This is a genomic window from Dyadobacter sp. CY351 (assembly GCF_021502625.1).
Classification (GTDB): Bacteria; Bacteroidota; Bacteroidia; order Cytophagales; family Spirosomataceae; genus Dyadobacter; species Dyadobacter chenhuakuii.
The window spans coordinates 228,986-250,007 of the sequence record NZ_JAKFFU010000004.1; the positions used below are offsets into that span (position 1 = coordinate 228,986).

17 protein-coding genes and 1 pseudogene are annotated in these 21,022 nt (G+C 44.3%); 9 read left to right on the forward strand and 9 right to left on the reverse strand.

The features are described from left to right. Nucleotides 1-150: 150 nt before the first annotated feature. Nucleotides 151-1,680 carry a glutamine-hydrolyzing GMP synthase gene (guaA, locus tag L0660_RS10135; protein WP_235159376.1) on the forward strand — a complete coding sequence of 510 codons (1,530 nt, stop codon included), beginning with the start codon at nt 151-153 and terminating at the stop codon, nt 1,678-1,680. A 56-nt stretch (nt 1,681-1,736) separates the two neighbouring features. Here guaA and L0660_RS10140 read toward each other — a convergent pair whose 3' ends face one another. Then, nucleotides 1,737-1,901 (reverse strand): DUF1328 family protein, encoded by a 165-nt coding sequence (locus tag L0660_RS10140; protein WP_026628251.1) that lies wholly within the window; start codon nt 1,899-1,901, stop codon nt 1,737-1,739. Nucleotides 1,902-2,170: 269 nt separating this feature from the next. On the opposite strand from L0660_RS10140, the gene L0660_RS10145 reads away from it, so the two are divergent. After that, entirely contained in the window at nt 2,171-4,030 is a 1,860-nt protein-coding gene (locus L0660_RS10145; RefSeq protein ID WP_235159377.1) for a M1 family metallopeptidase, read from the forward strand. A 72-nt stretch (nt 4,031-4,102) separates the two neighbouring features. Here the strand turns inward: L0660_RS10145 and L0660_RS10150 are convergent, their stop codons facing one another. The 3 genes from L0660_RS10150 to L0660_RS10160 form a co-directional block, all read right to left on the reverse strand. Beyond that, on the reverse strand, nt 4,103-6,670 hold the full coding sequence (locus L0660_RS10150) for a DUF5686 and carboxypeptidase regulatory-like domain-containing protein (RefSeq protein WP_235159378.1): 2,568 nt from the start codon (nt 6,668-6,670) through the stop codon (nt 4,103-4,105). 104 nt (nt 6,671-6,774) lie between these two features. Next, on the reverse strand, nt 6,775-7,482 hold the full coding sequence (locus L0660_RS10155) for a DsbA family protein (RefSeq protein WP_235159727.1): 708 nt from the start codon (nt 7,480-7,482) through the stop codon (nt 6,775-6,777). A 66-nt stretch (nt 7,483-7,548) separates the two neighbouring features. Continuing rightward, complete coding sequence (locus L0660_RS10160; protein ID WP_235159379.1) at nt 7,549-8,181, reverse strand: NAD(P)H-dependent oxidoreductase; 633 nt, start codon at nt 8,179-8,181, stop codon at nt 7,549-7,551. Between the two features lie 91 nt (nt 8,182-8,272). On the opposite strand from L0660_RS10160, the gene L0660_RS10165 reads away from it, so the two are divergent. After that, a complete protein-coding gene (locus tag L0660_RS10165; protein ID WP_235159380.1) occupies nt 8,273-8,680 on the forward strand; it encodes a helix-turn-helix domain-containing protein in 408 nt (135 codons plus the stop codon). Here L0660_RS10165 and asnB read toward each other — a convergent pair. Continuing rightward, the gene (gene asnB / locus L0660_RS10170; protein ID WP_235159381.1) at nt 8,643-10,547 is read right to left on the reverse strand and encodes an asparagine synthase (glutamine-hydrolyzing); all 1,905 of its coding nucleotides are present in this window, start codon (nt 10,545-10,547) and stop codon (nt 8,643-8,645) included. The genes L0660_RS10165 and asnB overlap by 38 nt on opposite strands. Nucleotides 10,548-10,960: 413 nt before the next feature. Beyond that, nucleotides 10,961-11,206: pseudogene (locus L0660_RS10175) on the reverse strand (class II fructose-bisphosphate aldolase); the annotation flags it as partial. On the opposite strand from L0660_RS10175, the gene L0660_RS10180 reads away from it, so the two are divergent. Beyond that, nucleotides 11,200-11,505, forward strand: a complete 306-nt coding sequence (locus L0660_RS10180) for a helix-turn-helix domain-containing protein (protein ID WP_235159382.1) — start codon at nt 11,200-11,202, stop codon at nt 11,503-11,505. The pseudogene L0660_RS10175 and the gene L0660_RS10180 overlap by 7 nt on opposite strands. Nucleotides 11,506-11,542: 37 nt before the next feature. Here L0660_RS10180 and L0660_RS10185 read toward each other — a convergent pair whose 3' ends face one another. The 3 genes from L0660_RS10185 to fbaA form a co-directional block, all read right to left on the reverse strand. Next, nucleotides 11,543-11,929: a hypothetical protein gene (locus L0660_RS10185; RefSeq protein WP_235159383.1), complete on the reverse strand. Its 387-nt coding sequence runs from the start codon at nt 11,927-11,929 to the stop codon at nt 11,543-11,545. 5 nt (nt 11,930-11,934) lie between these two features. Continuing rightward, on the reverse strand, nt 11,935-12,933 hold the full coding sequence (locus L0660_RS10190) for a DUF6973 domain-containing protein (RefSeq protein WP_235159384.1): 999 nt from the start codon (nt 12,931-12,933) through the stop codon (nt 11,935-11,937). Between the two features lie 252 nt (nt 12,934-13,185). Next, nucleotides 13,186-14,265: a class II fructose-bisphosphate aldolase gene (gene fbaA, locus L0660_RS10195; protein WP_235159385.1), complete on the reverse strand. Its 1,080-nt coding sequence runs from the start codon at nt 14,263-14,265 to the stop codon at nt 13,186-13,188. A 237-nt stretch (nt 14,266-14,502) separates the two neighbouring features. Between fbaA and L0660_RS10200 the strand changes: the two genes are divergently transcribed. Genes L0660_RS10200 through L0660_RS10220 form a run of 5 tightly spaced genes read left to right on the forward strand, consistent with a single transcriptional unit; the run spans nt 14,503 to nt 21,009 of the window. Continuing rightward, the gene (locus tag L0660_RS10200) at nt 14,503-14,742 is read left to right on the forward strand and encodes a hypothetical protein (RefSeq protein WP_233797097.1); all 240 of its coding nucleotides are present in this window, start codon (nt 14,503-14,505) and stop codon (nt 14,740-14,742) included. Beyond that, nucleotides 14,739-15,944: a hemolysin family protein gene (locus L0660_RS10205; RefSeq protein ID WP_235159386.1), complete on the forward strand. Its 1,206-nt coding sequence runs from the start codon at nt 14,739-14,741 to the stop codon at nt 15,942-15,944. Before L0660_RS10200 ends, L0660_RS10205 begins: the two co-directional genes overlap by 4 nt. A 31-nt stretch (nt 15,945-15,975) precedes the next feature. Next, entirely contained in the window at nt 15,976-16,875 is a 900-nt protein-coding gene (gene bla, locus L0660_RS10210) for a class A beta-lactamase, subclass A2 (protein ID WP_235159387.1), read from the forward strand. A gap of 41 nt (nt 16,876-16,916) precedes the next feature. After that, nucleotides 16,917-17,537 (forward strand): ATP-binding cassette domain-containing protein, encoded by a 621-nt coding sequence (locus L0660_RS10215; RefSeq protein ID WP_235159388.1) that lies wholly within the window; start codon nt 16,917-16,919, stop codon nt 17,535-17,537. Nucleotides 17,538-17,556: 19 nt separating this feature from the next. Beyond that, a complete protein-coding gene (locus tag L0660_RS10220) occupies nt 17,557-21,009 on the forward strand; it encodes a PKD domain-containing protein (RefSeq protein WP_235159389.1) in 3,453 nt (1,150 codons plus the stop codon). The last annotated feature ends 13 nt before the right edge of the window (nt 21,010-21,022 follow it).

Consider the following 21,022-nt stretch of genomic DNA (forward strand, 5'->3'; position numbering starts at 1 on the left):
AGGTAAACAGAACGCAGCGTTTGTACAAATTTACATTGAAAAAGTTAAAATTTGCCCGTCTATAATGCATTTGTCCGCTAGCAGAATGATTAAATCCGGTTTTTTGATTTGGGTCAATCTCCCTACATTTGCGTTTTAGATAGCATTTATATGACTGAACAAATTCTGATTTTAGATTTTGGTTCGCAATACACTCAGTTAATAGCACGTCGTGTTCGTGAGCTTAATGTTTATTGTGAAATCCATCCTTACAATAATTTCCCCGATCTCACTCCCAACATTAAAGGTGTAATTCTTTCCGGAAGCCCATGTTCCGTGCGGGATACCGACGCACCGAGAATAGATTTGGATCAGTTCCGTAAAATAGTGCCTGTTCTCGGCGTTTGCTACGGTGCGCAATTGCTCGCGCAGGAGCTGGGTGGCGATGTGAAACCTTCGCAGCACCGCGAATATGGCCGCGCCCGTCTGGTCATTGACGATACGGATTCCTCATTGCTGGCCGGATTATCGGAGTCTTCTCAGGTTTGGATGTCACACGGCGACACCATTGTTCGCGCTCCAAACGACTTCCACGTGATCGCTTCGACAGAATCGGTGAAAGTGGCTGCATTCAAAATTGAAAATGAACTTACATACGGCATTCAGTTTCACCCGGAGGTTACGCATACGACCGAAGGTAAGAAGCTGATGTACAATTTCGTAGCCAAAATTTGTGGTTGCAAGCAGGATTGGACAGCGGAGTCTTTCGTAGAACAAACCATTGCAAACCTTCGCAAGAAGCTGGGCAATGATAAGGTGGTAATGGCGCTTTCGGGAGGTGTAGATTCTACGGTTGCTGCTACGCTGGTTCACCAGGCTATTGGCGCAAATCTTTATTGCATTTTCGTTGATAACGGTCTTTTGCGTAAGGATGAATTCGCGGAAGTGCTTCATTCCTACCAGGATATGGGTTTGAATATCAAAGGTGTTGATTCAAAATCACACTTTTACCAATCCCTAAACGGACTGTCGGAGCCGGAAGCAAAGCGGAAAGCAATTGGCAAATCCTTCATTGATATTTTTGATCAGGAAGCACATTTGATTGAGGAAGTGAAATGGCTGGGTCAGGGAACGATATATCCGGACGTGATTGAGTCGGTTTCTATTAATGGGCCGTCTGCAACGATCAAATCGCACCATAATGTGGGTGGTTTGCCGGATTTCATGAAACTGAAAATCGTTGAGCCGCTGAATACTTTGTTTAAAGATGAAGTAAGGGCTGTGGGCCGGACATTGGGCATTGATGAAAAAATATTAGGACGTCATCCGTTCCCGGGTCCAGGACTTGCCATTCGTATCTTAGGAGAAATCACTCCGGAGAAAGTGGCGATCTTGCAGGAAGTGGACGCTATTTTTATCGGCGGGCTCCGCAAATGGAATTTATATAAAGACGTCTGGCAGGCAGGCGCTATGCTTTTGCCGGTTCAAAGTGTGGGTGTGATGGGGGATGAGCGGACTTACGAAAGTGTGGTTGCTCTTCGTGCCGTAACTTCAATTGATGGAATGACAGCTGACTGGGCGCATTTGCCTTATGATTTCCTTGCTGAGGTTTCCAATGACATTATCAATAGAGTAAAAGGTGTTAACCGCGTGGTTTACGACATTTCGTCGAAGCCGCCGGCAACCATTGAATGGGAATAGCATACAAACGAAAAAAGCGGACAATTGTCCGCTTTTTTAATATTGTTCCGTTATCGTCAGGATCGCCCGACTCCACGGCTGATTAAGCTCAACACGAATAGTACAAGGAATACGAAGAAAAGAATTTTAGCGATTCCAGCTGCTCCGGCAGCAATTCCACCAAAGCCCAATACACCGGCGATAATGGCAACTATCAGAAAAATTACGGTCCATCTTAACATAATTGACAAATGGTTTTAGTTCATAATGAAATATGAAAACAGTTTTACCAATTATGTGCCAAAAGCTGCCGACGCCATAAAACCTTCATCCGCAATGAAATTTTGGCGAAAATAGAAGAATTGTTATTGTTTTTATGGGGAGAATGATGCCCATTTTTACGATTTTTTCTTTGATGCTTCCTAATATTCTAGTGCCTCCCACGTTTTCAATCCTGATAAAACCGAACAAAACACTTATTTTGCATTATAACAAACCAAAAAGAGTACGAATGAAGTTGAATTTTATCGTGTTGGCAATGACTGCGATCAGCTTGCAGGTTTCAGCACAAAGTGATCGTTGGCAGCAGCGCGTGAAGTATCAGATGGAAGTTGATTTTGATGCCACGAAGCATCAATATAAAGGAAAGCAAAAGCTGATTTACAGCAATAATTCCCCCGACACGCTCTACAAGGTCTTTTACCACTTGTACCTGAATGCATTCCAGCCAGGCAGCCAGATGGACGTTCGCTCCCGCACCATCAGCGACCCGGACCCACGTGTAAAAGACCGTATTTCCAAATTAACCCCTTCTGAAATTGGCTACGAAAAAGTACTTTCGTTAAAGCATAATGGTAAGGCTGTAAAATATGAAGTGGTTGGGACGATCCTGGAAGTGACATTGAACGAAAAGATCCTTCCTAAATCGCAGCATACATTTGAGATGGACTTCGAAGCACAAGTCCCGATTCAGATCCGCCGCACTGGCCGCGACAACGCGGAAGGCATCGATTATTCGATGGCGCAATGGTATCCCAAAATGAGTGAGTATGACTACGAAGGCTGGCATGCGAATCCTTATATAGCCAGGGAATTTTATGGCGTATGGGGTGATTTTGATGTGAAACTGACCATAGATGCTTCTTATGTTGTGGCGGCGAGTGGTTACCTGCAAAATCCGGATAAGATTGGCCACGGCTACACCCAGAAAGAGGTGAAACACAAGCCCGGCGACAAATTAACCTGGCATTTCATCGCACCCGAAGTCCATGATTTCATGTGGGCTGCGGATCGTGATTACAAGCATGACGTCGTGAAAGTGGATGACAATCTGGATATGCATTTCTTTTATCAAACAGATACATTAGCCAATGTCTGGAAAGAAATGGAGCCGCTTGCTGTGCGTTGTTTCAAGATTATGAATGAGAAGTTCGGGCGCTATCCTTACAAGCAGTATTCGGTAATTCAGGGTGGTGATGGCGGAATGGAGTATGCCATGGCAACATTGATCACCGGGCGTCAGAACCTGGGCGGATTGGTAAGTGTAACGGTTCATGAATCCATTCACAGCTGGTTTCAGCAGATATTAGGCACAAACGAATCCAAATATGCATGGATGGACGAAGGTTTTACCAGCTATGCGCAGAACATTGTCATGGCTGAATTGTTTCCTTCAAGACTGGATGCCCAGCGGGGAAGCACCGCGGGTTATCGTAATCTCGTGAAGTCAGGTCTGGAAGAACCATTGACCACACATGCCGATCATTTCAACACAAATCGCGCATATAGCACGGCCAGTTATGCCAAAGGCGCAGTTTTCCTTAATCAGCTAGGCTACATTATCGGCAGCCAGAAGTTGGAAAGCGGCATGAAACGCTATTATAACGAGTGGAAATTCAAGCATCCTAACCCCAATGATCTGAAACGAATTATGGAAAAGGAATCGGGTCTTGAACTGGATTGGTACTGGGAGGATTTTGTAGGAACAACCAAAACCATTGATTACGGCATTAAGGAAGTTGTATCCAATGCAGCTAAAACAACCGTTGTTTTGGAAAAAATAGGCCAGATGCCTATGCCATTGGACGTTGTGGTAAGCTATAAAGACGGAAGTCAGGAAAACTTCAACATTCCCCTGGAACTCATGCGCGGAGAAAAATCAGAAGCAATGTATTCCAAAACCACATTACTGAATGATTGGGGCTGGACTTATCCGGAATATTCATTTACGATCGACAGAAATCTTGCTGACATTGAAAGGATCGTCATAGATCCAAGTCAGCGAATGGCGGACATTAATCCGGATAACAACTCCTATCCGTCTATATCGAAAGAATTGCCGCGGTTCAAAGCTGATAAAGTTGTAAAGTGATAAAATTGAAGTGGTAAAAAGGGGCTTTCTCAACTGAGAAAGCCCCTTTTTTATGCACATCATTGAATGCCTTTATCGTCCAAACTTAATGGAAGTCCCCACGCGCCAACCCATTCCCTTGAAATGGCTGCCGTGGAACTGGGCGACGGCTTCCAGGCGGATAATGCGAAGGATGTCATCAATTCCATAAACCGCCTCGGTGTAATTGCGGATTGTAGGCACTCTCAGATAATGCAATTGCAGCGTTTCCGAGATGCCTGTGATCCGCAGTGCTTCAATACGGGTAAGCGCAAATCGCTGCGAAGTCCAGGTGGCATGCGCCTGGAAAAACCAGGATGATGTGCTGTAACGGTAATATTGCAGCATTCGGAACTGGTCGGGCGGATAGGCATACTGGAAAAAGAACTCATTTCCCATGAAGTGACGGTAATCAGGGAAATACATTTGTTTTGTACTCAAAAAACCGCCGCCATTTACGTAATATTCAAGATTACTCCGCGGCCCCAGGCTCAAATTCTGGCGAATGTTTCCTTGCAGCATTGAGTAATCCACATCTCCGGCAAATCCAAGACCAGTTTTATAATTAAGACTAAATGATGGTCCTTTGCTTCTTAAATATCGTTTTTCACCATTCCTAATCAGGTAACGCCGCCACGGACGCACGGTTGCGGTCAGGTCCAGAATGGTTGCATTGTGTATAGCGAAGCCGGTGTTTTGCAATTCCCTGTTTTCTGGGCGGTTGGGTGTGTAATAATATTGACTCCAGAAGAAAATAGGACGTGCACTTTCCTGGTTGAAAAGCTCTTTTCTGTGCTCAAATTCTAATCCTGCATTCAAACTAAAAACATCAGCAATGTTGCGCAGTGAAAACTCGGCCCGGCCATATTGTTTTTGATACAGCTTCATAAAATTCCGGTCAAAAAACCTGGCCGCAATGCTGTTGGGAAGGGGAGGAATGGGGTTGTTATTGTTGATTTGACTGGCCATTTCTCCACCGGATAGCATCAGATTCCATTTGTCATTGCCAATGTTGGTTGTCAGGTTTCCATAAACCCTTTTGCGCCCGAAAGAATAGCGCACGAGCGGGCTAATGCTGAATCGGTATGACTTGCCCCATTTCTTTTCCCATTCGGTGAGAAAGTTGATAGCATTTCCTTCGACTGTGTTGTAACTGATGGACAGGATCGGGCTTTTGAAATAGAACGTTCGCCTGTTGCCCAGCGCATAAGTATTACCTGTAATCAAATGCAGTGGCCTGAATGCCAGCGAGTCGGGGTTTCTTTTTTCGCGAATCGCATCTTTTACCACTTTAATGCTGTCTTGCAGCACATAACTGGTCACTTCCGATTTTGTCAGTGGGATAGGGCGGAGTGCTTGCCAATAAGTGGTGTCGCGTTTGTTAGCCATAGAGTCGATAATAATTGAATCCTGGCGCACCAGTCGATCGCTGCCGCCCTCCATTTTGCGTTCTTTTTTCTGCTCTTTCTCGTATTCCTTGGTGAGTTTTCGGAAATCTTTGGTCGAGAATTGCTTCTGCTCGCGGATCAATTTTTCAAGATTTTCCTTCCGGTTTGCCTCCTTCACATCTTCCTTTTTGTGATCTGCAATGACAATGTCTTCTTTCAGGCCCGGATCGATATCCAGTTTCTGGTAAGTCAGGGAAACCAGATATTTGAATTCTCCTGCAAAGCCCAAATAACTTCCATTGATGCGAAACTGTTGATTCACAGGAATCCACACATTCTGAACCGGGCTGAAAATCTGTTTGGCAGAAATGTTCAGTCCGCTTGTAGTGGTTTGCAAATCATAGCTGTGAATGGCCCAGCGATCTTCCAAAATGAACAGGCTTCCCTTAAAAACACCTTCCCCATAAGCGCGGGGAATCACTTTTATTTTGTTGACCAATTGGCCCTGATCTTCAAAATAACCTTCATATTCAAATCGATAATAGGCAAATGCCTTAGGAGAGAGCGGGGAGATGGTTCCGGCTATTTCCGGACTGTAAAGGCTTGCTAAAATATATTCGTTGGGAGATGGAATGCTGTTATCCAGACTGTTTCGTGTCGAAATAATCTTTTGCATATAACTAGCCGGCCGGCGGTATTTTATTTCAGCAACACTCTCATTAAGAATTGCTTTTCCTTCCTGAACGCCCTCCTTTTTTAATCTTTTTTCTACCAGATATGGAATTTTTGTGGGCAGTGCGGTGCTTCTGGAATAAACTTTTGCCGTGTAGCCGCGTAGTTGTAGCTGATGAAAACGCGCCTTGGCGATAGCCCGCCGCATAATGCTATATGCAGGATCTTCCTTGCCCTTTCCAATAGTCGCTTCTCGTAGGTTAAGCGCCTGTTCTTCAAGAACTACATTCAGTTCTGTAAAGTCGTTGCCGACTGTTACATTTTTTGAAACACTTTTGAATCCCAAAAACTGAAATATGATCTCGTAACTTCCTGGTAATAAGGCAAATTCGTATTCGCCTTCTTCATTGGCCATGGTGCCGTTGCTCGTGCCTTTTACAGCAATGCCGGCATAGGAAAGTGCTTCTCCTTTTGCATTAGAGATGCGGCCTTTTATCCCGCCTGCGGTTAACTGCGACTGTAAGCCAATACATAATATGATCAGGAGCAACGCAACACGCATAGAGGTAAATCATCAATTTTTGCAATAAGCACAAATTAGATGAATTTTCTGATTTGTGCCCTTGCTGACTCTTCTCTATAACCGTACCACGCTGCCGTTACGCCTTAATCACATTGACCATCGACCGTGCAGTTTGCGCCGTCGGCCAGGGAAACCAATGGTTCCGGGTTTGTTTTCTCCCATTCGGAAAATGATTTTTCCAAAGCGCCTAAGAATGTTTCCGGCTGCTGCGCGCCAGAAACAGCGTATTTTCTGTCCAAAACAAAGAAAGGGACGCCGCGTGCGCCAACTTGCTGTGCCTCGTAAATATCTTTTCGAACCTCATCACTGAATTTTGATCCGTTCAGGACAGATTTCAATTCTTCCGTATCAAGTCCAATTTGAGTTCCCAAATCAAGCAATGTTGCATGATCTGCGGTGTTCTTGCCGTCCGTAAAATAAGCTTTGAATAACTGCTCTTCTGCGTCGTCGCCCTTGCCTTTTGTTTTTGCATACTGAACAAAACGGTGCGCATCGAAGGAATTTGCAACCACAGCTTTATCCATGTTGTACTCCAACCCCACCTCAGCGGCAATCGAACTCACATGCTCATTCATCTGCGCCGCATAATCCGGCGACCAGCCTTTCACCTCCGCCAGATAATCGTTAATGCTTTTTCCCGGCTCCGTTTTCATAGCCGGATTGAGCTGAAAACTTTTCCATTCAACCTGGATCTTAGCCTTCTGAGGGAATTGTTCAAGTGCTTTTTCAAATTTCCTTTTGCCGATATAACAAAAAGGGCACATTACGTCACTCCATATTTCAACTTTCATCATTTCAGTGGGTTAGTGTTCAAATGTTAATCTTTTTACGCAGGGTTGGTGCTGAGAAGAGGCCTATCAAAGCGATATAAAAAGCTCTTCATGCGATCTTCTTACCTTTTTTGCGTTGGACAAAGCGTCGTTTTCGCTATCTCGGTAACCCAACGTCATAATGACAACACTTTTCAGTCCTTTTTCGGTCAGACCAAGAATCTCATCCAGTTTAGCATTGTTAAAACCTTCCATAGGAGTCGCGTCCACATGCTCCGTCGCTGCCGCAACCAATGCATGTCCAAGCGCAATGTAGGCCTGACGTGCCGCCCAGTTGAAATTAACTTCCTCAGAGCGACTCAGTATGCCACCGGTGACACTTTCTTGAAATTTTGAAAGCGACTCAACTGAAATGCCTCGGGTCGTAGCGATCAGGTTCATGTAATCGGTGATTTGCTGTGCCGTGATTTTCTCCCACGCAGCAAAAACCAGCAAGTGTGAGGCCTCCGGAATCTGCTGCTGAGGAGCAGCTTCCTTGAAAATCCTATCTTTCGTATCCTGATCGCTGATCACAACAATGTTATAAGGTTGCAGTCCCACCGAGGATGGTGATAACTTAATGACTTCCAGGATTGTATCCAGTTTTTCTTGCGGAATTGTCTGGCCGTTCATTCTTTTTGCAGCATATCTCCAATTCAGATCTTCTATCAGGTTATTCATTTTCTTTTGTTTAAATTTGATATGCAAACTTAAATAAATAAGCTATACATTTGTAAGTACTATACCAAAGTATAGCTAAATTAGTTCAGTCATGGAAACATCAGAAATAGAGACTACAACGAAAAAGACAGCTCATACGCACGAAGAATGCACGAAAAGCATCCTGCCCGTGCGCGACGCCCTGGAAGTGTTAAGTGGAAAATGGAAGTTGCAGATCATCATTTCTCTGCTCTTCGGCAACAAACGCTTTTCCCAAATCGCCAAAGAGATCCCCGGGATCACGGATAAAATGTTATCAAAGGAATTACGTGATCTGGAAGCTAACTGCCTGGTAAAAAGGACAGTTTATGATTCAATCCCTGTGGTTGTGGAATATACATTAACTGAGTATGGGCATACGTTGAAGCCTGTAATTGAGGTGTTAAGAAAGTGGGGAATGGCACATAGGGAGCGGATTATGGTCAATCCATCCACTTCTCATACCACATCTGAAACATAAGCAAATACCATATTTTGTGTGCATACTCCTTTTTTCCGGAGAAAAATCCTTCTCTTAGTTTTTGTACAGCAGGAAGACGAAAAATTCCCTGACTGGCTATATTATCGTCACTTAAATAATATAGTACTTGGTTTTTTAAGTCGGTCGACAGCCAATTTGCAGTAGGTATTTGGAATCCCATTTTAGGGCGGTCCATTAGTTCTTTCGGAATATGTTTGTAAACGATTTCCTTTAAAATGTATTTTTTTACTCCATTACTATACTTATAGTTATCGGGCAATTGAGCAGCCCACTCAATGATACGATGATCAATAAACGGTTCCCTGCTTTCAAGACTAAATGCCATAGACGCCCTATCTACTTTTTGTAAAACATCATCCAACAAAAAAGTCTGATAGTCTACGGCCATCATATAAGCCAGTGGAGAATAAAAATTTTTGGAAAGCCCCTCACTGGTGTAATAGGTTTCAAGCGCATTCACATTTTTATTCAGTAATGCACTGATTTGTTCCTCATCAAATTGCCGGCTAATGCTGAGCATCATATTTTTGGCAGATGGGTCTTTCAGCAGGGACTTGAATTTTTCGTACCTGTCATGAAAATTGTACTTATTTTTCATTAAAGGGATGTAGTCTGCAGAAATCAAATTCATGATATCGGAAACACCCTTTCTGGCGAAACCTGGAATTCGATTAAGTGCATTGCCATATTTCATAATATACTCATACCGCGTGTAACCGGCAAAAACCTCATCTCCGCCATCCGCACTTAAAGCCACTGTCACCTGATCGGACGTCATTTTGCATAAAAACATGGTTGGAATGGCGCTTTGATCGCCAAACGGCTCATCATAGTAATAAGGTAATTCTGAAATTAGTTCTAGGGCTTCTTTTTGCGTGCAGCTATATTCATGATGCTCTGTACCAAGGTGATCGGCCACACTTTTTGCATATTCCGACTCGTTCAGGCCAATATCCGGAACGCCTATGGTAAACGTTTTGAGTCTCTCATTGCGATCCTTCTGTAAGATAGCCGTGAGACAAGCACTATCATATCCGCCGCTAAGAAATACACCGACAGGAACGTCAGACACCATCCTGTATTCAAATGCGGATTTTAAGATTTTCTCTGTTTCTGTCTTTGCTTCTTCAAATGAAATATCCAGTTTCGGTTTATTATAAGCGCTATAAACTTCCCAGTATTTGAAAATATCGAGCGCTCTGGAATCAATGTCCAGTTTAAGATAATGTCCCGGCCGTAACTTATAGGCGTAGTTAAAAATACAATGAGGTGTTGGCACATGGCCATGCTGCATGAATGCGGCAACTGCATCAAAGTTAATTTCCTTTTTAAACTGTGGGTGCTTATGAAAGGCCTTTAATTCGGAAGCAAACAAAAACAGGCCGTCGTGCCAATAGTAGAAGAAAGGTTTAATTCCCGCCCTGTCTCTAACGCAGTGTATTGTACGAGCTTTTGCATCGTAAACTACGAAAGCGAACATTCCAATAAACTTGTCTACACATGAAATTCCCCATTGCTGGAATGCGTGTAAAATAACCTCGGTATCGGAATGGCCTGTAAAATGATGCCCAAGTAAGAGCAGCTCTTTTTTAATATTTTGATAATTATAAATTTCGCCATTAAATACAATCCAAAGGTCGCCAAATTGCATTGGTTGTATTCCGGAATCTGATAAATCAATGATAGCCAGCCGCTGGTGGCCTATTCCTATTTGTACACCAGCAGAATCGAATATTTGATGCCCGGATGCGTCGGGTCCTCGATGATGTAGTTCTTTGGTTATTTTTATTAGAATTTCTTGTGATGATCCTTGTTTGTAGTCTATAAATCCTGCAATACCGCACATACTGTCCGACTGAAATTAAGAAATTATTAATGATACATGTTTAACGGAGGGTTTACCCATTTCAAATTATGCGTTCAGCATGACGGAATGGCAAAAGCTCTCTGTCCTGTTTATATGATTGCGTTGAGCTGGATGCAGAAGGTTCCATTCCTGGGACACGATTCTGGGAATTTGGTTGCAATCTAGCAGATGCGATGTGAACTTTGTATAAAAGCGACATTTATTTAACCTTTTAATAATACTATTTATTAAAAGGTAAGTCCTGGAATAGGAACGGAGCTTTGCGAGCAACAGTGAGTGCCTTATTCAACTTTAATGTTTTAAATAGAACAGGCCGCAATAACGATTTTAGTGAACACAAAAAAAGCAACCCTCACAGGTTGCTTTTCAATTCCATCAAAACTCAGCTAAAATTACCCTAGCTGGTTAATGCAATTCAAATCTTCAAACGCCACTTTCAGACGTTGGATCATGCTTTCTTCGCCTTTGCGAAGCCATACGCGGGGGTCGTAGTATTTTTTGTTTGGCGAATCGGGGCGATTTGGGTTACCCAATTGCGTTTGCAGGAAGCCTTCGTTTTCTTTGTAATATTTCAGAAGACCTTCCCAGGTTGACCATTGCATATCAGTGTCAATGTTCATTTTGATAGCGCTTGCCCGTCCGCGACGCCTTGGAAGTGTTAAGTGGCAAATGGAAGTTGCAGATCATCATTTCCCTGCTCTTCGGCAACAAACGCTTTTCCCAAATCGCCAAAGAGATCCCCGGGATTACCGATAAAATGTTATCAAAGGAATTACGTGACCTGGAAGCTAACTGCCTGGTAAAAAGGACAGTTTATGATTCAATCCCGGTGGTTGTGGAATATACATTAACCGAGTACGGGCATACGTTGAAGCCGGTAATTGAAGTGCTGCGAACTTGGGGATTGGCGCATCGGAATCGCATTATGAGTTTGTAAAAGTTTAGCCTGATAGCAAACCTATCAGGCTAAAAAATCATTTCACCTCATCTATTCTGTTTTTATAAATATTAAACTTAGCAGGAATTGGCCCTTGATAGGACCAATTAGTGAAATATCCTGTGTTCAAATATATTGAATCTGTATCATTCAAAGACGCCGTCAACATAAAGCCGCCTTCTGGAACTTTTAATTCTCTCATTATATTGAAGATAATCTTTTCTGTCTTTCCTTGTTGAACATTTTTAAACGTCCAAACTTTCGCTCCGTTTGCTCCGTCAATCTTAATTTCAGCGATTGTTGAATCAGTTTTGTTTGTGAACAACATTTCTACATCATATTTTTCTTTATAGAACTTATCATTGCATGACGAAATCAAAGAAAATAGGAAGAGTGTTGATGCATAAGCCATGAATGCTCTCATTGTATTCATAATAGCTTTACCAGAATATTTAGTGGCGATCCATTGTTAATTTCAGCAGAGCTCGCGACAATACGAGCACTCAATGAATTTATATAACCGAATATCTCTTCATCTGTTTTCGTAACTTTCACATTGTAGTCAAAAATATTTTTCTTGTACTTTTGAGCAATCTGAGTGAAGTATTGTAGACCGACAAGATTATTAAAAAGATCCATGTCTTTGCTTAACTGTTGATTTTGCGGTGTGTCACATTCGTGTGCATTTGTAAGTCCAAGCACCACTGCCATTGCCTCGTTAACGGAGCCATACCTATAAGCCGCATACTTACCTAAGTACACATTCCAGACCGCATGTCTATTCGCGTCGGATCTATCGTTTGTGCCGTAACCAGCTTTAGCATATGCCAAATCCATAGCCTTCTTCATTCCATCCTTGTCTAACCTTAAATGCCCAGCATAGTACCATTCCTCACACGAATTTGATTGGTATGCAATTCTAAGATTAGGCATAGTTCCACCACTTCGAGAAGCAGCCACAGAGATCGCAACTTCATAGCCCATTAATTTCTCATCATATTGAAAGACTACGTCTTGATTCTCAATGATTTGTTCGGTTGATAATTTTGGAAAATAAGGTTTGTATTCTTCCGGAGTTGCGTTATCGAAATCGGGATAATTTTTTCGCACGCCTTCAACAATTTCGTCGAATGTATTTCCCTTGACGGTTCGTAAGTTAGCAGCACTAATCAGATTTTCATTCAGGGCGATGTGCTCCAAATCACCTGGACTGAACTCCAAAAGGGCTTCCGGATATGCAACGTGCATTTGTGCACTCAAATTCTTGTATGTCACTTCTTTCATTTCTGCTTGCTTTTCAGGCCCAATTTCTTGTTGAACGCGACTGTCATGTTCGCATCCTGTAAATAGCATTGTTGCTGCTAACAACATCATAAATGAATTGATGAAAGATAAAAAGCAAGCTGCTTTGGGTAATGTAAATTTCATAGATACGAAAGGTTTAATGTCAAAAGGTTTTACGAGTCAGCCTGACAGGATAGTCTTAAACTCTTTCGCAATCTATGTGAGATAAATGTGGCGCCTTGTAGAAGGATTAAGCGCAATTATTCGCCGGTGAAAATGGTTGATCTGCCGGTCGGAATGACTTGTTATTCGGAATTGTGTGGGAAATGGTCGCGCGCAACACAAAAAAAGCAACCCTCACAGGTTGCTTTCAATACCAACAAAACTCAGCTAAAATTACCCCAGCTGATTAATGCAATTCAAATCTTCAAACGCTACTTTCAGACGTTGGATCATGCTTTCTTCGCCTTTGCGAAGCCATACGCGGGGGTCGTAGTATTTTTTGTTTGGCGAATCGGGGCCATTTGGGTTACCCAATTGCGTTTGCAGGAAGCCTTCGTTTTCTTTGTAATATTTCAGAAGACCTTCCCAGGTTGACCATTGCATATCAGTGTCAATGTTCATTTTGATCGCACCATATTCGATGGCTTCGCGGATTTCTTCGCGTGAAGAACCTGATCCTCCGTGGAATACGAAGTTAACAGGCAACTCAGCCGTGCCGAATTTCTCCTGGATGAATTGCTGAGAGTTGCGAAGGATTTTCGGCTCCAATTTCACGTTTCCTGGCTTGTAAACGCCATGAACATTTCCGAATGCTGCTGCAATGGTGAAGTTTGGAGAGATTTTAGAAAGCTCTTCGTAAGCGTAAGCAACCTCTTCTGGCTGCGTATACAGTTTCGAGCTGTCAACGTCGCTATTATCAACGCCGTCTTCTTCGCCACCTGTCACACCCAGTTCGATTTCAAGTGTCATGCCGATTTTGGCCATGCGCTCGAAGTATTTTGCTGAAATTTCAATATTCTCTTCAATCGGTTCTTCCGAAAGGTCCAGCATGTGTGAGCTGTACAATGGAATGCCGTGCTGATCAAAATGACGTTCGCCTGCATCCAGAAGACCGTCGATCCATGGAAGCAATTTTTTGGCGCAGTGGTCGGTGTGCAAAATTACGGGAACGCCGTAAAGTGCTGCCATCTGATGCACGTGCATTGCACCGGAAATTCCGCCTGCGATCGCAGCCTGCTGATTGGTGTTGGAAAGACTTTTTCCAGCATAAAATATTGCACCGCCATTCGAAAATTGAATGATAACGGGGCTGTTAACCGCTTTGGCAGTTTCCAGAACTGCATTTACTGAGTTGGTTCCTACCACGTTAACCGCCGGGAGGGCATAGTTATTTTGGTTGGCGTGGCGGAAAATTTCGCTAACTCCGTCACCGGTTACAACACCGGGCGCAAAGCGTTTTGTGGTTTCGCTCATAGTAATAAAGAATATTTTTTCAAGAATAAATTTCACAATTCAGATATAAAAAATGAACTGTGCAGGAATCCCTGCAAGTTAGGTATTTTACAGAAATTGGAGGAAATATGCGCGGTATATTATGCTTTGTGACGAAGATTAATCTATGTATAATCGTTTTGGCGCAATCTGCGTATCTTTGAAAATGTTGAAATGGCAGACAATGTGCTGCGTGATTGTGATACGAAAGATTAATTGATGAATTCCAAACTGACCAGGACGATCCTGATTGCCCTCGCATTGGGCTTTTTTGTAATGTGGGTCCTCGAATTCCGCAGGACCACCATGTTTGAAAGTTACTGGCTGCTTTTGCTGGCCATTATGTGCTTACTAATGTTCCAGTTCAGCAGGTTAAAGGCGTCATTATTAGCTAAAAAGGAAATTGAAATGAATGCGAATAAGAAGAAGGAAAAGCCGGTTAAAATTTCGAAAAAATGAGCATGCTATTCCTGGGTCTGACGGTTGTGTTTTTTATCCTGGCGGGTTATTACGGGGCTGTGCGCTCTGTTTTGCTGGATGTTTCAATCGACCGTTATTCGTTGCGCCACGAAAAATCCGAAGAGGTTTACGAAACATTATACTGGCGCCGGATATTGCGCATGATCCGGTTATTAACCGTTGCATTGGGCTGTTTCTGGGCAATAGCGGCATTTTATCCGGTTCTGTTGGTGGATCTTGGCGTTCATGAAGGCGCATTGATTGCCGGCATGTTCGCTGTTTTGATCGTGGTCTGGATGGCGAGTTATTCCAGTTGGGTGAAAATCGGACGTGCATTTCCGAAGGCGCTGGACCTTACGGCGTTCCCTGTCCGCGTTGCAGAATGGGTCATCACGCCGCTTTACTGGGTTGTGGAGCCGTTTGTTAAGGAGAATATTCTGTCGCCATCATTGCGCGACGATGCCGCTTCTGCCGACGATCCGGATTTTGACGACCATAGCATTGAAGAACGAATGTTTATCAATGCATTGGACTTCAAAGACTTGCGTATTCGCGATTGCATGATCCCGCGCACAGAAATTTCGGCGGTGAATGTCAACGCGAGCATTGAAGACCTGAGGACTGCTTTTTTGACTAGCGGTCACTCCAAAATCATTGTGCACCGTGAATCGGTGGATGAAGTTTTGGGTTACTGCCACGCATTGTCCCTTTTCAAGAAACCAAAAGAGATAAGCAACATTATCACGCCCATTCTGATCGTGCCGGAAGCAATGCCCGCGAGCGACTTGATGCTGCGGTTTTTAGAAGAAAGAAGAAGTCTGGCTTTGGTGGTGGATGAGTTTGGAGGAACGTCGGGATTAGTGAGTGTGGAAGATGTGGTGGAGCAGATTTTTGGAGAAATTCAGGATGAATATGACTCCACGGAAGACTGGACGGAGCGCAAACTGGATGATGACAGCTACATTCTCAGCGCACGCCACGAACTCGATTATCTGAACGAAAAATACGGCTGGGAGCTTCCCGAAGGCGATTACGACACACTAGCAGGTATGTTAATTGACAATTTTGGCGACTTACCCGAAGTGAACGAAACCGTAAGCATTCCGCCCTACGCATTCCAGGTGGTTTCCATGCAGGACACGCGCATTGAGCTCGTCAGATTGACCATTGAAGAAAGGGAAAAGAAGAGCGAGAAAAGTTAACAGATTCCAATAAGGCAATTGATCCATATTCATGAAAGTAAAGACATTACGGCGCATTCTCTTACCGGCATTATTTGTATTACCCAACTTATTATTTGCGCAAAAGTCCGATTTCAAGAGTCAGCTGGAAAGTATTACGAAGCAGATTGACGGCATAGCGGGTGTTGCTATTAAGGATTTGGAAGGGAAGGAAACATTGATTTTAAATGCAGATCACAAGTTCCCCATGCTCAGCTCTTTCAAATTTCCTATCGCGATGGCGGTTTTGGATCAGGTGGATAAAGGGAAATTAGCATTGGATCAAAAGTATCACCTTACGAAAGAGGACGTTCAACTGAAAACTTACAGCCCGCTGCGCGACAAATATCCGGATGGAAATGTCGATCTTACCATTGCGGATTTGCTGGCCAGCATGGTTTCGTTGAGTGATAACATTGCCTGCGATATTCTTTTCAAACTGGCCGGCGGCACAAAACCCGTTCAGGATTATGTGCATAGTTTAGGCGTAAAAGACATTGCGATTGTTGCCAACGAGGAGCAAATGGGGCAGGATTGGAATGTGCAATATACTAACTGGTGCAAGCCCGGAGCAATGCTGCAACTGCTTGATATTTTTTACAAAGGGAAAAATCTTTCCAAATCCAGCCATGATTTTTTATCAAAGATCATGATCGATGGCCCCACTGGCATGAACCGGATTAAAGGTCAATTGCCGAAGGAAGCCGTTGTGGCGCATAAAACAGGAACTTCGGGCACGAACGATAAGGGCATGATGGCGGCTGTTAATGATGTCGGCGTCGTGAAAATGGCCAATGGGAAGAGTTTCGCTATCGTACTGTTTATGTCAAATTCCACAGCCGAGGTGAAAGCGATCGAATCGGTTATGGCACAGGTTTCGAAGGCGGCATATGAACATTATGCCGCTAAATAGAAGGTTTTCCAACCGCCTTCATCATTCTAAGTTTTTGAAAAGTGCAGATATCAGTTGAGAAAATAGGTAAAAAATTTGTCAAGGAATGGATTGTCCGTAACGCTACATTTGAGCTGGCAGCTGGGCAACAATACACATTTGTAGGCCCCAACGGCAGCGGAAAATCGACCTTATTGCAATTGCTGACGGGCATTGTCCCTGTTTCCGAGGGCACGATCAGATACATTGATCAATCGGGAAAGGAAATCGAAGTCGACCATTGGTACAAACATCTGGTGATCGCTGCGCCTTATCTCGAACTGATCGAGGAGTTTACATTGCGCGAGCTGATCCAGTTTCACAGCAAATTCAAGGCATTTAAAAACGGCATTTCATCCAAAGATTTTGAAGATTTTATACAATTGCCGCATGCCAGCGGGAAGACGCTCCGGCATTTTTCCTCCGGCATGAAACAGCGCGTGAAGCTGGGGCTGGCTTTTATGTCAGATGTTCCCGTCATTTTTCTCGACGAACCTACGACCAATCTGGATGTCCCGGGCATCAATTGGTATCTCGATCACGTCGTGCATCACACACAAAATCAGCTCGTTCTGCTGGGCTCGAATGTGAAGCAGGAATATGAATTTTGTGAAAATATCATCTCAGTTTCTGCGTTCAAATAGAAACACAGCGGAGCCATATATGCGGAGAAATTTACGTCCAGTCGTCTTAATTTTCGTGTTTTTAACCTGCATTATAGGCAACTGCCTGGCTGCCGGAATGCATTTTATTGAAAACCGCGGCCAGTGGGAATCCGACATTTTGTTCCGCACCGAAATCCCCGGCGGCTTCCTGTTTTTGAAAAAACAATCAATCGTTTACGTACTATATGATGCCGCCCATGTTTCCGCCAATCATGGAAAAAAGCCTGTGGCTTCAGATGGTGCGCGCGAAGTTGAAAAATCCATTGCCGCGCATGGTGTAGAAGTGCAGTTTATGGGCGCTTCTGCGAATGTCAAATATGAGGCTAATGCACCCGTTGAAACCGGTTTCAATTATTTTCTGGGCAAAGAAGAGGCGCATTGGGCGGGTAATGTGAAGGGTTTTCAGGAGGTGATTTATAAAAATATCTATGAGGGGATTGATATGCGTGTTTACCTGCATCAATTCAAACTCAAATATGAATTCATTGTGCATCCGCAGGCTGATCCGTCGCAAATCCGGATGAAATACAATGGTGCTGAGCAGGTTTCCGTAAACGAAACAGGCCAGATTGTTGTCAAAACGAGCATAGGGCAGTTTAAAGAAGCGGAACCCTATTCCTTTCAGCAGGTTAATGCGAGGACAACTGAAGTTTCCTCAAAATTTCTTTTGTCTGCCGATAATGTGGTCACATTCAGCATTCCCAAAGCTTATAATAAATCAGAAAAGCTCACTATTGATCCGGAATTGATCTTTTCCACTTATTCCGGCTCCGTTGCGGACAACTGGGGACATACGGCGACGTATGATGATGAGGGGAATCTGTATTCCGGCGGGACGGTTTTTGGGGCCAATTTTCCGGCGACAGTCGGTGCTTTTCAAACCAAATTTGAAGGGTTAGTAGACGTTTCCATCATGAAATTCACGCCGGACGGCAGCAAACTCATTTACGCAACATTCCTCGGCGGCAGCCAAACCGACATTCCAAGCAGCCTGATCGTCAACAGCAAAAAGGAATTGCTAATCTTAGGCACAACATCTTCCAAGAACTTTCCAACGAGAACGGGCGCATTTCAAACCACATTTGGCGGCGGAACAAAGATTATCCCCATTTCCGGGCTGGATCTTGATAACGGCAGCGACATTTTTGTGGCTAAAATGAGCGCCGACGGCAAACAACTGGCAGCCTCCACCTTCGCAGGCGGCAGCGGGAACGACGGCGTAAGCATGAGCGATCTGGCAACAATCCGCAATTACGGCGACGCATTCAGAGGTGAGATAGGCATTGATAGGGAAGATAATGTCTTTATCGTATCCTCAACCAATTCGGCCAATTTTCCTCTGAAAAATCCTGTGCAGGATAAATTCGCAGGCGTGCAGGATGGAGTTGTTTTAAAGTTTAATGCGGGGCTAAATAATTTGCTATGGGGCACATTTGTAGGGGGAAACGAGTGGGATGCCGCATATTCGCTGAAAGTTTCGGCCGCAGGCGACATTTACGTAGCCGGAATCACCCAAAGCAAGAATCTGCCGACCACAGCGTCCTCCTATCAAAAAGCATTGAACGGAACAGAAGATGGATTTGTAGCGCGTTATGTTAACGACAAATTGGCGGGCACCACTTACCTGGGCACCGCGAACCAGGATGGCGCTTATTTGCTGGATCTGGATGCGGCTAACAATGTGTATGTCTATGGACTAACGAATGGTCCTTATCCGGTGAGTAAGGGTGTTTATCAAAATGCGAAGAGCGGTCAGTTTGTACATGCGTTGGACGGCGCGTTGTCCAAAACCATTTTTTCAACGGTTATAGGATCGGGGAGAGGCGTTCCGGACATTTCACCGACTGCATTTTTGGTGAGCGAATGTGGCAACATTTACCTGGCGGGCTGGGGCGGCAATGTGAATTCGTCCACCGGCAATAATGTAAACAGCACAACCAATAATATGGTCGTTACCGACGACGCGATCCAGTCATTGACCAACGGAAATAACTTTTACATTGCCATTCTCGAACAAAACGCAAAATCGCTGCTATATTCCACCTATTTCGGCAGCCGCGACCGTTCGGGCCAGGTCCAGGGAGATCACGTGGATGGCGGAACGAGCCGGTTTGATAAAAACGGGACGATTTATCATGCAACCTGCGCGTGCGGCGGAAGCGGTTTTCCGGCAACGCCTCAGGCCTGGTCAAAGACAAACAACAGCGAAAATTGTAACAACGCAGCATTCAAAATAGACATTGACCGACTGAAAGCTGACTTCGACGTTTATTCCGGAAGCACCAAAGACGTGCTGCGCGGCTGCGCGCCATTGTCCTTATCTTTTGTAAACACAAGCGAAGGCGGCGTGGATTACATCTGGGATGTCGGGGGAAGCACGTTTTCGCGCGAAGAGGATCAATCGGAATATACATTTACCAAACCTGGCGAATACACCGTTACATTAAAGGCATACAATCGGCTGAGTTGTAAGCGCGTGGACGTTGCGCAGAAGAAGATCATCGTTGAAACGCTGAATAGCAAGATTAAGGCGGATACTACGGTTTGTGAAAACACGAAATTACAACTCTGGGCTTCCGGCGGGACGCAATATAAATGGTCACCGGCAACCGGAATGGACAATGCATCGATAGCTATGCCGTCCGTAACGGTCCGGGAAGACGCCGAATTTTCCGTTGAGATCAGCAATGCAAGCGGCTGTAAGGTGACCGAGAAAATGAAGGTTTTGGTTGACAAAAAAACCGATTTCATTGATATGCCGGATGTGGAAGTTTGCGCCGGAGCGACTGTTGTGCTGAGTATTTCGGGCGATGGGACGAAATATCGCTGGCTGGCAACAGAGGGCTTGGAAGAAACCATTGGAAAAACGGTCACGGTGAAGCCGCAAAAAACAACCACTTACACTATTGAAGGCACTTATGCGGACGGTTGCCGGCCTGTGCGCGAGATTACGGTGAAGGTGGATAGGGCGCATGAGCCTATTTTTGAAATAAATCAGTCTGGTGGGGCTTGTAATGCACCTTTCAGCTATTCGCTGTCCAATCAAACCAAAAATGCGCAGCGATACGAATGGAACCTGGGCACGGGGAATACCATCACGGATCCGGAAATTAATGAATATATTTACGAAACGCCGGGTGAATACACAGTCACATTAACTGCTTATAACAGTGCGGGATGCGCATTGACGGCGTCAAAAAAAATAACTGCATCGCCGCCATTTACATTGGCCAATGTGATCACGCCGAATGGGGATGGCAAGAATGATCTGTTCATCGTGCCCGTTTTGCCGGCTTCGCTTGAAGTGTTTAACCGCTGGGGGAAATCGGTTTACAAGACGGCAGATTATAAAAATGATTGGGGCAAAGGCATTGGTAACGGGACCTATTTTTATGTGGTGGACACGCCGCAGGGCAACCATTGCAAAGGCTGGGTAGAAGTTCTGGAATAATAATCTTACACTT

What these genes read in the sequence shown, in the direction of transcription:
- guaA (WP_235159376.1), top strand. Translation starts at nt 151, where the DNA reads ATGACTGAACAAATTCTGATTTTAGATTTTGGTTCGCAATACACTCAG.
- L0660_RS10140 (WP_026628251.1), bottom strand. Translation starts at nt 1,901, where the DNA reads ATGTTAAGATGGACCGTAATTTTTCTGATAGTTGCCATTATCGCCGGT.
- L0660_RS10145 (WP_235159377.1), top strand. Translation starts at nt 2,171, where the DNA reads ATGAAGTTGAATTTTATCGTGTTGGCAATGACTGCGATCAGCTTGCAG.
- L0660_RS10150 (WP_235159378.1), bottom strand. Translation starts at nt 6,670, where the DNA reads ATGCGTGTTGCGTTGCTCCTGATCATATTATGTATTGGCTTACAGTCG.
- L0660_RS10155 (WP_235159727.1), bottom strand. Translation starts at nt 7,482, where the DNA reads ATGAAAGTTGAAATATGGAGTGACGTAATGTGCCCTTTTTGTTATATC.
- L0660_RS10160 (WP_235159379.1), bottom strand. Translation starts at nt 8,181, where the DNA reads ATGAATAACCTGATAGAAGATCTGAATTGGAGATATGCTGCAAAAAGA.
- L0660_RS10165 (WP_235159380.1), top strand. Translation starts at nt 8,273, where the DNA reads ATGGAAACATCAGAAATAGAGACTACAACGAAAAAGACAGCTCATACG.
- asnB (WP_235159381.1), bottom strand. Translation starts at nt 10,547, where the DNA reads ATGTGCGGTATTGCAGGATTTATAGACTACAAACAAGGATCATCACAA.
- L0660_RS10185 (WP_235159383.1), bottom strand. Translation starts at nt 11,929, where the DNA reads ATGAGAGCATTCATGGCTTATGCATCAACACTCTTCCTATTTTCTTTG.
- L0660_RS10190 (WP_235159384.1), bottom strand. Translation starts at nt 12,933, where the DNA reads ATGAAATTTACATTACCCAAAGCAGCTTGCTTTTTATCTTTCATCAAT.
- fbaA (WP_235159385.1), bottom strand. Translation starts at nt 14,265, where the DNA reads ATGAGCGAAACCACAAAACGCTTTGCGCCCGGTGTTGTAACCGGTGAC.
- L0660_RS10200 (WP_233797097.1), top strand. Translation starts at nt 14,503, where the DNA reads ATGAATTCCAAACTGACCAGGACGATCCTGATTGCCCTCGCATTGGGC.
- L0660_RS10205 (WP_235159386.1), top strand. Translation starts at nt 14,739, where the DNA reads ATGAGCATGCTATTCCTGGGTCTGACGGTTGTGTTTTTTATCCTGGCG.
- bla (WP_235159387.1), top strand. Translation starts at nt 15,976, where the DNA reads ATGAAAGTAAAGACATTACGGCGCATTCTCTTACCGGCATTATTTGTA.
- L0660_RS10220 (WP_235159389.1), top strand. Translation starts at nt 17,557, where the DNA reads ATGCGGAGAAATTTACGTCCAGTCGTCTTAATTTTCGTGTTTTTAACC.